The following is an 11,618-nucleotide window of genomic DNA, read 5'->3' as shown; positions in this document are numbered from 1 at the left end:
CGGCATCGCCCGCCTGCACAACCTTGCCCTCGCCGGGTGACGGGGAAACGCACAGGTCATCCAGCATGCCGGAGATCATTTACGGGACAACCCTTAGCCTGACGGGATCTCCGGGCCTGCCGCCCGGCACATGGCAAGGAGCTTCATGTCCGAACGGACCACAACCCGCCGCCGCCAACTGGGCGCGATGATGCGCAAGTTGCGTGCCCGCAAGGGACTGACCCTTGAGGAAGCCGGGCAGCTTGTCGGCGTATCGAAGGCCACGGTCAGCAGGTACGAGACCCAGGCTGGGCCGGTCAAGTGGATCGTCATTGATGCTCTTTGCCGGGAGTACGGGGCAACTGAGTCTGAGCGCAGGGCGGTTGTCGGACTCGCGAAGGATGCCAAGCAACAAGGCTGGTGGAACTCCTTCGCCGACTCCATCCCGGAGAGCATGAACCTGCTGCTCACGCTTGAGGACGAGGCCGTACGCGAAAGCCACTTCTCCTGCGTCTACGTGCCTGGCCTCCTGCAGACACGCACCTACAGCACAGCCCTGCAGAAGGCCAACGAAGTTCCCCTGGAAGCAGCGGAGATCGAGCGGCTCGTTGACATCCGCATGAAGCGGCAAGAGATCCTCAACCGCCCGAAGCCGCTGCACCTGTGGGCGATCCTCGACGAGTCGGTCATCCGCCGCGTCGTCGGCTCGCCACAGATCATGAAGGAACAGCTCGATCGGCTACTCAAAGCGAACGAGTCACCTCACATCACGCTCCAGGTGCTCCCCTTCTCCAAAGGAGCCCACGCCGCAGCACTTGGCAGCTTTGTCATCATCGGCGGCACCGAGCCGGCTCTCGACGTGGTGTACGTCGACTTCCACACGGGCTCCCCCTTCTTGGAGAAGGAGGAGGAACTGGAGCGATACAGACTTGCGTTCGAGTACCTCAGGGCACAAGCGTTGGACATGGAGACTTCCTCCGCCGTGATCCATCGCGCCCGCAAGGAGCTTTGAATGTCTGTTGGCTCTCAGCCCGTCTCGGAGCCCGTCTGGTTCAAGTCGTCGTACAGCGGCGGCAACACAACCGAGTGTGTAGAAGCCGCTCTCATACCGTTTGGTGTTCTAGTACGGGACTCCAAGCGGACTGAATCACCTCACCTCGTGATCTCGGCAGAGGCTTGGCGGAGCTTCCTGATGGCCACACGTCGTGTCGGCTGACGGACGAATCCTGGACGCGGCGGACGGGACTGGCGTTCACCATGCAGTCCGGACGTGCATCTCCTCGGCCGCTTTCCCCAACAAGCCTTCCGGCCGGTCGTAGTACGTGTCCCGGTGCACGTCAACGCGGGCCTCGGCGCGCGAACCAGGCTGCCGCATAGCGGATCCGGTCGAGTGGACCCGAGCCTCCAACGCCACTCTGACCACGACCCGTTCCCCCTTCCCCTTCTGGCTGCCAGATCCCACTCATGCCATGCTGCAGAGTTCGAAGGCCTTCCGCACAGGCCGATCCCGGAGGGCTGTGTGAGTTCGCCTTGGCGGAGATCAGCTCTACGGGCACGAGCGAGTCGTGCCCGTCGACGCCCTCTCGATCAGAGCTCTGGAACGGATCGTAAAGGGACCGCTACCTCGTCCCCAAGTGTTCCAGGAGCGCCTGTACGTCGGCGACGTTCATTCCCGCGGCCATTGGTACTTCCTCCTCCGGGTCGGCCAGCTGCTGAACTTCGGGGTCGTCCAGGATGCGCCCCATGAAATCCAGCTTTTTCGCCAGCCGCATGGCGACAATGTCGTCGACGCTCCCCTCGGCTGCGAGAACGGTAATCCGTGTCTCCGTGTCAGGGGGGAGGCCGAGACGGTGGATTCGATCGAGACTCTGCAGGTACCGGCCCGCCTGGAAGTCTCGGTCCACATAGACAGCGTCGTGACAAACCTGGTGGAGGCTGATGCCTTCACCAAGGGTTGCCGGATTGGAGATCAGGACAGCGCAGTTTGGGTCCTCCCGGAAGCGGCGCAGTTCCGCTGCCCGGTCGGGTGTCCCCCCATGCACCGCGGCAGGCTGAAACGGTGCCAGCAGCGCCTGAAGCGAGGTGATGCTGCGGACAAAGCTTGTCCACACCAGGGTTTTGCGTCCGGCAGTTGCATTGGCGGAAACGATGGAGAGGGTCTCTTGGTACTTGGGTGACAGCTCGTAGTCGGGAAGCTGTCGGAGCAGTACAGACAAAGGATCTCCCTCTGGAACCTCCAGTGGTGGGAGCCGGAAGTGCAGCGGCTCGTGGCGAGCGGAGCCTTCAACTAGCAGGGCCGGGCTCGTGGCGGCCATCAGCAGTCGTAGCGCGGCCTTGCCGAGCGCCTCGAAGTCGGACTTGTCCGCCGCTGCACGCGGCGAGAACTTGCCCTTCAGAGCGTCATAGATCTCACGGTGCAGGGGCGGCATGGGAAGGCGGCGAATCCGCGTATCGACCGCCGGCAGGCCCAGCTCCACCTTGGTTGTTCTGGTGTACAGGGGGCGCAACACCTGGCTGGCGTGCGCCAGGTTCCCGCCGTCGACGGCTTGGGTGACCACCCGCCGCCCATGTCCCGGCCAAACAAAGGAGAGCAAGTTCTCCAGGTCCTTGGAGCCGTTGGGCGCCGGGGTCCCGCTGAGAATCATGCGGACCCGGCTGAGCGGGCCCAGTGCCATGCAGGAGGCACCATAAACCCCGGCCCCACCCAACTTCATGCGGTGCGCTTCATCTAGGACAAGCATCGTCGGCGAGGCCTTCAGCCAGTGGGAGAGCACGTTGAGAGCACGGTCTAGACGCTCGTAGTTGACGAGGATCACATCGGCGGCAGCAGGCACCTCCTTGGTCAGCACCTGCACGTCCAGGGGGACGGCGAAGCACTGCCGGGCTTCTTCCCGCCATGCGTCGTAGGCGGACTTGGGGCTTACCACGAGCATGCGCACTACTGTCCCGCGGGTGCGGAGCGCAGCGAATGCCGCGAGGGACACGCGGGTCTTGCCGGCGCCAGGGACGCTGAAGTTGGCGCCATGCCCGATGGACAAAAGACGGGCGATGTCGCGCCTCTGGAACGGGGTGAGAGGGCCGATCCAACCGTCACCCAACAAAGCCGGGACGGCGTCCGGCTCGATGGTGTCCTCGTCTGGCGTACCACTGAGGAGGCGCTCTGCCGTGTCCGCTGTGTCGAGCAATTCCTCGACAAGGACGCGGAAGTCGTCTTCCCAGGCGACGCCTTCGGGCTTAGGCCAGGAGCCCAGTGCACTGATGCTGGCGACAAAGCTGTCCAACGAGACAGTGGCAGACAACTTGTCGGTCATCCGCCCGCTGGGAAAGCTGGCGATCATCTGCCCGAGTGCAGCGCGACACTCGGGCACGGTTCGCAGTTCGGCCTGAGTGCGAGTGACATCAAAGCCAATCGTCAGACTGGGTTCGGACACCTAGCGAGCCTTCCCGAGCGCCTCGAGGAGCCAGGTCACGCCATCACCAGGGTGACGTACGGTGCGCTTTGCCTCAATCGCAAGCTTCTCCAGCTTCTGCCGTAGGTCCGTGACGGCGTCGTCGAATGCCTCCTCATCCAGACTCTGCGATGCCCTGGACATGACGAGGTCGGTCACACACAGCTCGATGTCCCGCCCGGCGTCGGCCAAGCGAGCTGGTGCGGCCTGCTTTCGCTTCTTGATACGGGCTTCCCGCCCAGCGTCTGTAATGGCCTCGTCCATGGCTACGCGGAGCCTCTTGAACTCCTTCTGCGCTTCCTCGGTGACTGCTTGGGAAGCTGTGCTGCCTGGCTGGCTGACTGCCCTTGCGTGCAGGACTGCGTCTGTCAGCGCCTTTGCCGCGCTAAGAGCAGCGGACGGTCCCTTCACCGCTCGCCCCAAACCGGGGATGGCCACACTCACCGATGCTTCGGCTGGGGCTTCATTGATCGGCAGGACCTTGGCGAGATAGCGGTCCCGGAAGTCGTGCTCGATGAACCGGACATCAGTTTTGGCAAAGCCCAACAGCATGGCTGCCAGCCGGTTCTCCAGCAGAAATTCTGCCTTCTCCGGGTTAGCGGCGTACTGCTTGGTGTACGCGCGGTGCAGTTCGCGGAACTTTTCCGCCTGCTCCTCGAAAGCCACCAGGGAGAGACGCTCGCCCGCAGCCTCGCTGCGCTCGATCAGGGACTCGATGCGGGCGAGAACCCACTGGTCCTGTCGGCAGCGATCAGTGGTCGTACGGAAGGTGGTGGCGATGACAGCGAGGGGCGTCCCCTGCTCCACGAGTTCCTGCACTGCGAGCAACCTGTTGATGTACGAATAGTCTCGTCGGTGCGTTTTCCGAAGCTGCAGGGACAGCTCGACCGCGGCAATGTCCTGCCAGCTGCACGAGGCCGGGAGCACGGCCACGCGCATGGCGTGATTGGGGCCGTAGAGCTGCATCAGCGCCGCGCGGCGGGTGTTTCCGTTGACCAGGACGCCTTCATGGGTAATCAGACCCGGCTCGGTCTGCCCGTACTCCTTTAGACTCCCGACCAACTCTTCGAACTCAGGGTCGGTCCGGGTCGGGTCCGCAGGTAGCGCCTGCAGGAGGTGGTCCAGATATGCCTGGCTTCCGGTGCTCCAGGGTTCCTCCGTGAGCGCCTCGGCTCGCTTCGGATCATGGCTGGACTGGGCACGAATACGGTGGGTCGCGGGGTTGTAGTACAGGTTTCCCACCGGCATCTGGATGACTTCCAGGTGCTCGAGCGCTCCCCTCCAGTCGACGGTGAACGTCTCGCGGGGGCCTTCGCCGGCAGTCATCTCGTCCAGCCGGGACCGGACGAGCGCGCGGTTCTCCTCGGCTCCCGGCGGCAGTCCGTAGCCCTTGGCCATGTAATCGCTCCTGCTTTCGTTCGCGTTCTTCCGCGGGGGTCTGTCCTGCGTGTGTCCGCCGGGCTCAGCCGAGCCCCAGTTCCGCACGGAGCTGGGCCCGCGAAGCTTCCGGCAGGGAGCGGTAGTCGCTCCAGATCTGCTCCAGGCGGCTGAACTGGCGCTGGTCGGCCGCGACCCAGTCGGACAGTACCTTGCGCTCGATCGGGTTAAGGCCGGCAGTCTCCTTCAGAACCTTGCCTAGGTCCGCGGTCAGGGAACGGCCACCTACCCGGCACCGCTTGCACTCGGTGACCAGCTCGACAGCCCTGGTGCCGTCAGGCTTGACCACTTCCCTGCGGGCGATGTCCAACTGGGCCGTCTCGTGGGTACCAGCATGGACTTCCCCAGGCGTGATGCCACATGACCGGCACATGTTCCCGTCGTTACTCAGGACTTCGCGCCGACGACCGGCTCCGATCGCCATCGTGCCGGTCCTTCGGGTGGCGCGGCCCGGCTCCCAGACGGGGTCACCAGGTTCCACGAATCGCTGCTCACGCGAATCCAGTCCGGCGTCCTCCCTGTTTGTGTGGATCCGCCAGCCAAAGTCCCTGAGATCGCGCATCCGCCGGTCCACCTGGGAGACCCCAGGGAACGCCTCACGCAACTGCTCCTTAGTGAAGGTGTTCCCTTCACCAACCTCGGAGACGAGCCACAGGGCAACGCGCTTCATCGTTCCGAGGCCGGCATCCTGCCAGGACGGCATGGTGACTCCATTCGCAGAGGAACCCTCCCGCCGGGAGGTGTGAGGTGCCGATGCAGAGCAATCGCCTGCGGAGATTCATTACTAGCACGACCGTCCGTGACCATTCCAGCAATTGGGGATCTTTACTCAAGGGTGAAAATTTGAGGTCTTGTAAAGATCCGTTTCCTCCGCTTATTTCAGGGTTTGCGGCGGTCGAGCTGTTTACCTGAAACGTAGTCAGGAAACCCTGCGAACGAGGCCTGTTGCGCGGGGCGACGGGATAGGGTTCTCTCAATTTGCAGTATCCGAGGCAGTATTGGGCGTCCGAAAGGTTTCGTTTGGCATGCCGTCACTTGGGTCCATCAGCGACGCCTGCGTACCAGGGGCTACAGAGGAGGTGCGGGCACTTGCCTGTGCTCTAAAGGGCCTCATCCCGCACGTCCACCCCGGCGCCACCATGAAGGTGAAGGCCACGGCGCTGGCGATCTCACCGTCCCTCCTGTCTCACTGGCTCTCCGGACGGCGGCTCCCCGCCCCGGAGGCACTGAGGCAGCTGTACGACCTGGCGGCCGATGGGGTACTCAACTCGTCGGGCACCTCTTTGAGTTGCAGTTTCGCGGAACTTGAGGAGTTGCTTCATGCCGCCCGGAAGTCAACATGCCGTCGATGCGGCGACGGCTGTGTCTGCAACGAGCGCGACAGGCAGCGCGGACGGGTCGTCGGCGGCGGATCGTTGCGCCGGTCCTCTGCCTCGGCGGCCGAGCGGGAGCCCCTGGGCGGCATCGAAGCGTTGCGCCGGTCCTCTGGCGCCACCCCGCAGGGGGCAGGCCTTCCAGAGCACCTCACGGAGATTCCTCACGTCGACCAGATCAATCTTCTGTGGAGCTTGGGGACGACGCTGAACGAAGAGGAAATCGGTGCCACCGTCAGCGCCCTCGCCGGTGCGGGGATGCCGCACGAGATGGAAATCCTTCTTCGCGCTGCGGAATCCGCAGGAAAGGATTCAGTGAAAATCACGATTGCCTTTGGCGAGGCCCGCTAGGCCTCCCTCAGAGAATCCATCAACGAGCCAGAAGAGAGGATCTTGGAGGTTTGCCAAGCATGTTTTTAAAATCTTGTTTCGCAGTTAATGACACCTGCCGCGGGCCTCCAGCACGGAGATGCAGGGAAGGCCCGGTCCAAGAGGTCGCCAAACCGCGGCCGGAGCCTCCCCTGCTTGAACATCCCCGTTAGTTCCGTTGACCAACAAGGAGTTCCAAATTGAATAGTAAGGCCGACCTGGCCTCTTTCGCCAGGAAGCTTCGGGCTGCTCGGCTGCGCCGTCGTGGCACAGCCGACGGCACCAAGCCGATCGCGCCCTGGCTGAAGATCCGACGCCGCGTCCGCTTCCTGCGCTGGGCTCTGATAGTCCAGTTACTCAAGGGAGCGGCCTTCGCCGGCGGAGGGATCCTCGCCCAGGTATTGCTGGCACGGCTCTTCGGCGCCTGACGTGTGCAAATGCCTGGTGCATTCGGTGCCCACCGAGCGCACCAGGTTGCCAGCGGGCGATTGCTGCCTGCGTAGACGTCGCGATCGCCGGCATCCACGTGACCACCACAAACCGCGGAGCCCGCGAGGAAGTTGACCTCCGTGAGTTCCTGGACGAGACAGACGTGTGACGACGTCAGCCCCGTTTGCCGCCTGTGGCTGGTTCCTCCGGAGTAACGAACCATGAGGCGCACCCCTTTTGACGGCCGCGGCGGTCCACGACAACGTCGCTCGGGCTCGATGGAGGCAACCGTGCATTCCTCGGGCTGGTGCTATCAATCGTCGGCGTGCAGCGAAGCAACCTGGATGCCGTTCGGTACCTGAGAGCTGTCCCGTAACTGTGGTTGTGGACAGCCACAGCCTCCGTCAAGTGCTGTGAATCCTCCACAGGTGGCGCTCGTCCAGGGTCCCGAAGCGCACGTTTCCGCGTTCAAGGTCGACGAGGATGGGCCAGCAGTCCAACAGTTGCTCTCTCACATCACGCGAGGCTAGGTACTGCACCGAGTTGTAGGGCACGATCAGGAGCCCGTTGCTCTGGCGGACTCGCTCTGTGTCGATGGCAAGCGGCGGCTCGTACTCGCTCTGGCTGTCCGCGAGAAATGCCACCGCAAGCTTCAGGGCTTCGTCCTGCTCCATCATTCGTCTCCACTTCGTCACCTCGACGAAGGCACCCTAACCATCCGGCGATGATCTTCGTGTGGCTGGTGTGATCACGGCGTCCGAGCCGTCCTGGATAGCCCCTTCACTGGGCTGAGCCCGCGGAAGTTCGCAAGGCTGATCACCGCGTTGCGTGTGAGGGTGCCGACCCGACCCACAAGGCCGACCCTGGCGACTACCGCTAGGAGGACCGAGTCCTATTGGTCGCCGCTTACTGGCGTACGAATCTGACCCGACGTCAGCTCGTCCCGCTGTGCGGCATCTCGAGTCCGCGGCGACCGCATCATCCGCCACCTCGGGCCGTCGTTTGCGCTGGAGGCTCGCAAGCGGTTCCGCAGGGGCACCGTGCTGATCGTGGACGGCACCCTGGTGTCCACCCGCGACCACACCGTCGCCGAGCAGTCGAAGACATCTCATGTCGCTGGTGGGTCAAGTAGGTGATCAGGCGGCGAGGTCCACGGGCGGTGTGAAGGCACGATCGGGGTCGAATAGCGTGCGGCGTTGTAGGCAGTGGTAGAGGCAGCCGAGCAGTTGCGAGCCACAACGACATGGCTGCGACCAGAGGCCCGCGTAACGGGTGCCGCGCCGGCGTATGCCTTCATCGCGCGGGCATCCGCGAAGCGTTCGCGGTCGTCTCCGATCTCTGCGAGGACACGGGCTCCGGAGAGCACGGACAGCCCCGGGAAGCTGGCGATGATCGCGGCATCTGGGTGCGCGAGAAATGCTTCCTCCGTCGCCGCCGCGAGCTGGGCGACGCTGGTGCAAGCGGCATCGACCTGCCGGATGAGCGCTGTTGCTTGGTGTCCAGAGCCTGTTCAACCTGCGGCAGCTGTCGGAGGTAGTCCGCGCGGAAGATCTCCCGAAGTCGCTCGACCTCTGCTTCGATTCCGCAGCGTGGACGTTCGCCGCGCTTGAGTAGTGCGCGCAGTTGGCTGCGGGTGAGTCTGACGGCGTCAGCCGGCGTGGGTGCGGCAGTCAGGATCACGCGGGCGCGTGGCGGGTCGAGTCCGGGTTTTCCAGGGCCGTGGAAGGCCGTCAGGGCGGCCGGGTAGTACTCGCGCAAGTGTGAGCGGAGCCGGTTGATCATCTGCTGCCGATCCCAGATCGCGTGCTGGTGAGCGCGAGCCAGGACGGCGACGGCCTGGCCGGCTTCGCTGTCGTCAGGCAGGGGGCGGTGAGTGTGCCGGTCGGTCCGCAGGATGTTGGCCAGGACCCGGGCATCAGCCGCGTCGGACTTGGCTCGGGAGACACTGGCGCAAGCGCGGTATCGGAATCTGGCAGAGCTGATGCCTCCTCACCCGGCCAAGGTGGGTGGGCCCTGACAGGTGCCGCGCTCTCTGGGGGAGGCCGCCGGAGCTGATGGGGCTTCACGGGCGTGCTCCGTATGGCAGTCCCGATGAGCGCCGACGGAGATATCGGATTAGCCTCCGAAATGAGCGCAATAAGGATCTTTAGGTGTGCGCTCTACTCGACCCAAGGAGGAGAAATGCGCAAGCTTCAGAAGGCCGCTGTCGCGGCCGCGATGGTCGGGACCCTCAGCCTCATAGCCACCGGCACCGCGAACGCCCAGCCCTCGTATGACGGTCACGGTCACGGTCACGGGCACTGCCACTCTCACGACCTGGACGTCAGCATTCTCGGCCAGGTCGGGCTGCTCAACGGCCTTGCCGGCAACTTGGCCAATGGTGAGGGCCACCCGGGCGGGCAGTACCAACACGTTGGCGGCGGTTGCCACCACTGAGCAACATGGATCCGTCACGTAGTTGACCGAATGGGGTACCCGGCGTCTGGGCCACGAGCCCGGCGCCGGGTCCTGTTTGTGCGCCCGTCGGGCGCCCGTTGCCTTCCCGAGTGGCCATGCCAGGCCCTCGAAGGTGTCGACAGCAACGACCAAAGTCGCAGCGTCCTGGACCATCGGCCGATGACAAGGCATACGGACGCTTGCCAGGCTCGGCGCTACGCCATACCGGCGACCCGACGACCTGAGCTAGAGCGGGAGAGTGGCAGCGACATGAGGGCGGGGGACATGCGGGATACGGGGAACGCACGGAGCGCAGGGGACGCACGGAGCGCTGAGGGTCTCCGTTGGGAGAAGGGCGAGGCCGTAGGCCGCGAAGGCAGCACCTCGCTCGCCGAGTCCGCCTGGTTCCTGACACTCTTTTGCACGGTCTGCGGGGCCGGCGTCGGCTGGCTCGTCACCCTTCTCGCCGACTGGCTTGTGACGCTGCGCTGGGCACCCTTGCAGGGGCCGGCCAAGCTGGTGACGTCCGTGCCGGAGCCCTGGCTGACCATCGGGGGCATCGCGGTGGGTGCCGGTCTGGGGCTGGTGGTCGGGTTCGTCGCCGTGCACGAGTCGCTGTCGGTGAGGGTTTCGGCCGACCGTGTGGTCCTCGGCGTTCGGGGCTCCTCGCAGGAGTTCGGGCGGGACGAGGTCGCCCTGGCGGTACGGGACGGCAAGCAACTCGTGCTGCTCGGGCCGGACGGTATGGAGATCGCCCGGGAGGGCTGCAACCTGTCCTGGGCACGGCTGGCCGATGCCTTCGCCGGGCACGGCCATCGGTGGGCCGATGAGGATCCGCATCGGGATGAGTTCCGGCGCTGGGTTCCCGGCATGCCCGGGCTGCCCGACGGGGCGGACGCGTTGCTGCGGGCCCGCGAGGTGGCCCGGAAGAAGGAGGAGGGCTCCGAGGAAGCCCGGGAACTGCGCGAGGAGTTGCTGAGGCTCGGCGTCGTCGTACGTGACGAGAAGAAGCGGCAGTACTGGCGCACGCCGCTGCGGCCCTGAGGTGCGGGATTCGGGGAGTGGGTTCGGGGAGGTTCCGGGGAGCGGGGCTCGGGCGCCGTATCGGCTGAGAGCATTGCGTCGACCGTAGTGGAAGAAGGGGATGAGCATGATCGTGCTCGCGCTGGTCGGTGTTCTCGTGCTCACCGTCGGGGGGTGCGTCTGTGTCGTATGGGCGTCTCGGGGCGGGCCCCGCTGGGTGCGCGCGGTGGCCGCGGTGACCCTGGGTGTGGGCAAGTTGGTGCGGGGGTCGGGGCGTTCTCGTCAGGGCTCGGGCTCGGATCTCTCCGTCCTGGGGGGCTCGGACTCGGGGTCGGGGTCGGGATCGGGTTCCGACTCCAACTGAATTCGTACGGCCGGTCTCCCGGCCGCAATGCGGACGTGGGCCGCGCCGAGGGGTAGCACTCGGCGCGGCCCACGTGGTCCGTGTGACCCGTGTGGCCCGCGTGGCTCGGGCGGGTCAGTCGGTCGTCTTCGTCGTGGTCAGGGCCCGCAGTTGTTTCCGGGGGCCCCGGGCGTGGGCTGGGGCGTGGGCGCGGGGTCCGTGTTCACCGGCGGGGTCTGACTGTCTGGGGGGTGCTGGCCCTCTGGGGCCTGTGGGGCCTGTGGGGCCTGTGGGGCCTGTGGGGCCTGTGGGGCCTGTGGGGCCTCCGGAGTCTGCGGGACCTCCGGCGTCCCATCAACCGGACCCGGCTCTACGGGAGTTGGGGACGACGGCTCTGGCGTGGGCGTGGGTATGGGCGTGGGCGTCTCTGGAGCCTCGACCTCCGGGGCTCCCGGGCCATCCGCCGGCACCGGAGCCTCCGGCGGCACCGGAGCCTCCGGCGGTACCGGGTCCTCCGACGGCACCGGGGCCTCCGGCTTGGGGTGCTCCTCCCCTGACCCCGAATCACCCGGATAGCCCGGCTCACCCGGATACCCCGGATACCCCGGGGGCTCCAGCTCACCCGGATGCTCCGAACCGCCCGGCTTCTCCACCGGAGTCTCGGCCCCCGGCTCAACAGGGCTCGGTGCAGGCTCGTCGGGGGCCGGCTTCTCATCGCCCGGCAGCTCAGCCTCGTTCCCCGGACCAGGCGCAGCCCCAGCCCCAGCCCCTGGCTGAACC

The 11,618-nt window shown here is 65.5% G+C and carries 11 protein-coding genes and 2 pseudogenes; 8 read left to right on the top strand and 5 right to left on the bottom strand.

All coding sequences use genetic code 11. From position 1 onward, the window contains the following. The first annotated feature begins 145 nt into the window (after positions 1-145). Both ADK36_RS05715 and ADK36_RS45855 read left to right on the top strand, forming a co-directional pair. Complete coding sequence (locus ADK36_RS05715; protein ID WP_053196579.1) at positions 146-991, top strand: helix-turn-helix domain-containing protein; 846 nt, start codon at positions 146-148, stop codon at positions 989-991. Beyond that, complete coding sequence (locus tag ADK36_RS45855) at positions 992-1,195, top strand: DUF397 domain-containing protein (protein ID WP_078916375.1); 204 nt, start codon at positions 992-994, stop codon at positions 1,193-1,195. It abuts the gene before it with no gap. Between the two features lie 403 nt (positions 1,196-1,598). On the opposite strand, the gene ADK36_RS05710 is transcribed toward ADK36_RS45855, so the two are convergent. From ADK36_RS05710 to ADK36_RS05700, 3 genes are all read right to left on the bottom strand, one after another. Further along, on the bottom strand, positions 1,599-3,410 hold the full coding sequence (locus tag ADK36_RS05710) for a DEAD/DEAH box helicase (protein WP_053196577.1): 1,812 nt from the start codon (positions 3,408-3,410) through the stop codon (positions 1,599-1,601). After that, a complete protein-coding gene (locus ADK36_RS05705) occupies positions 3,411-4,826 on the bottom strand; it encodes a transcriptional regulator (protein WP_048583217.1) in 1,416 nt (471 codons plus the stop codon). It lies immediately after the preceding gene. A 64-nt stretch (positions 4,827-4,890) separates the two neighbouring features. Then, on the bottom strand, positions 4,891-5,568 hold the full coding sequence (locus tag ADK36_RS05700) for a hypothetical protein (protein ID WP_078916376.1): 678 nt from the start codon (positions 5,566-5,568) through the stop codon (positions 4,891-4,893). Positions 5,569-6,004: 436 nt separating this feature from the next. Here ADK36_RS05700 and ADK36_RS05695 point away from each other — a divergent pair, with 436 nt between their 5' ends. After that, positions 6,005-6,589 (top strand): hypothetical protein, encoded by a 585-nt coding sequence (locus ADK36_RS05695; RefSeq protein ID WP_159029207.1) that lies wholly within the window; start codon positions 6,005-6,007, stop codon positions 6,587-6,589. Positions 6,590-6,807: 218 nt separating this feature from the next. Beyond that, positions 6,808-7,035 carry a hypothetical protein gene (locus ADK36_RS05690; protein WP_053196576.1) on the top strand — a complete coding sequence of 76 codons (228 nt, stop codon included), beginning with the start codon at positions 6,808-6,810 and terminating at the stop codon, positions 7,033-7,035. 405 nt (positions 7,036-7,440) lie between these two features. Here the strand turns inward: ADK36_RS05690 and ADK36_RS05685 are convergent, their stop codons facing one another. Further along, complete coding sequence (locus tag ADK36_RS05685) at positions 7,441-7,713, bottom strand: YrhB domain-containing protein (RefSeq protein WP_048583220.1); 273 nt, start codon at positions 7,711-7,713, stop codon at positions 7,441-7,443. Between the two features lie 58 nt (positions 7,714-7,771). Between ADK36_RS05685 and ADK36_RS49960 the strand changes: the two are divergent. Continuing rightward, positions 7,772-8,139, top strand: a pseudogene (locus tag ADK36_RS49960) (transposase family protein); the annotation flags it as partial. A 134-nt stretch (positions 8,140-8,273) separates the two neighbouring features. Here the strand turns inward: ADK36_RS49960 and ADK36_RS45845 are convergent. Next, positions 8,274-9,010 (bottom strand): annotated as a pseudogene (locus ADK36_RS45845) (IS110 family transposase); the annotation flags it as partial. 207 nt (positions 9,011-9,217) lie between these two features. Here ADK36_RS45845 and ADK36_RS05680 point away from each other — a divergent pair. The 3 genes from ADK36_RS05680 (at position 9,218) to ADK36_RS49955 (ending at position 10,859) form a co-directional block, all read left to right on the top strand. Next, positions 9,218-9,472: a hypothetical protein gene (locus tag ADK36_RS05680; protein ID WP_048583222.1), complete on the top strand. Its 255-nt coding sequence runs from the start codon at positions 9,218-9,220 to the stop codon at positions 9,470-9,472. Positions 9,473-9,757: 285 nt separating this feature from the next. Further along, positions 9,758-10,516 (top strand): YqeB family protein, encoded by a 759-nt coding sequence (locus tag ADK36_RS05675; RefSeq protein ID WP_234329684.1) that lies wholly within the window; start codon positions 9,758-9,760, stop codon positions 10,514-10,516. 106 nt (positions 10,517-10,622) lie between these two features. Beyond that, positions 10,623-10,859 (top strand): hypothetical protein, encoded by a 237-nt coding sequence (locus tag ADK36_RS49955; RefSeq protein WP_234329685.1) that lies wholly within the window; start codon positions 10,623-10,625, stop codon positions 10,857-10,859. Positions 10,860-11,618: the final 759 nt, after the last annotated feature.

Source organism: Streptomyces viridochromogenes (genome assembly GCF_001270495.1).
GTDB lineage: Bacteria > Actinomycetota > Actinomycetes > Streptomycetales > Streptomycetaceae > Streptomyces > Streptomyces viridochromogenes_A.
The sequence above is the reverse complement of the archived record's forward strand: the minus strand, read 5'-3'. Positions and strand labels throughout refer to the sequence as shown.

Excerpts from the sequence above, each read along its gene's own strand:
- ADK36_RS05715 (WP_053196579.1), top strand. The coding sequence starts at position 146 with ATGTCCGAACGGACCACAACCCGCCGCCGCCAACTGGGCGCGATGATG.
- ADK36_RS45855 (WP_078916375.1), top strand. The coding sequence starts at position 992 with ATGTCTGTTGGCTCTCAGCCCGTCTCGGAGCCCGTCTGGTTCAAGTCG.
- ADK36_RS05705 (WP_048583217.1), bottom strand. The coding sequence starts at position 4,826 with ATGGCCAAGGGCTACGGACTGCCGCCGGGAGCCGAGGAGAACCGCGCG.
- ADK36_RS05700 (WP_078916376.1), bottom strand. The coding sequence starts at position 5,568 with ATGCCGTCCTGGCAGGATGCCGGCCTCGGAACGATGAAGCGCGTTGCC.
- ADK36_RS05695 (WP_159029207.1), top strand. The coding sequence starts at position 6,005 with ATGAAGGTGAAGGCCACGGCGCTGGCGATCTCACCGTCCCTCCTGTCT.
- ADK36_RS05685 (WP_048583220.1), bottom strand. The coding sequence starts at position 7,713 with ATGATGGAGCAGGACGAAGCCCTGAAGCTTGCGGTGGCATTTCTCGCG.
- ADK36_RS05680 (WP_048583222.1), top strand. The coding sequence starts at position 9,218 with ATGCGCAAGCTTCAGAAGGCCGCTGTCGCGGCCGCGATGGTCGGGACC.
- ADK36_RS05675 (WP_234329684.1), top strand. The coding sequence starts at position 9,758 with ATGCGGGATACGGGGAACGCACGGAGCGCAGGGGACGCACGGAGCGCT.
- ADK36_RS49955 (WP_234329685.1), top strand. The coding sequence starts at position 10,623 with ATGATCGTGCTCGCGCTGGTCGGTGTTCTCGTGCTCACCGTCGGGGGG.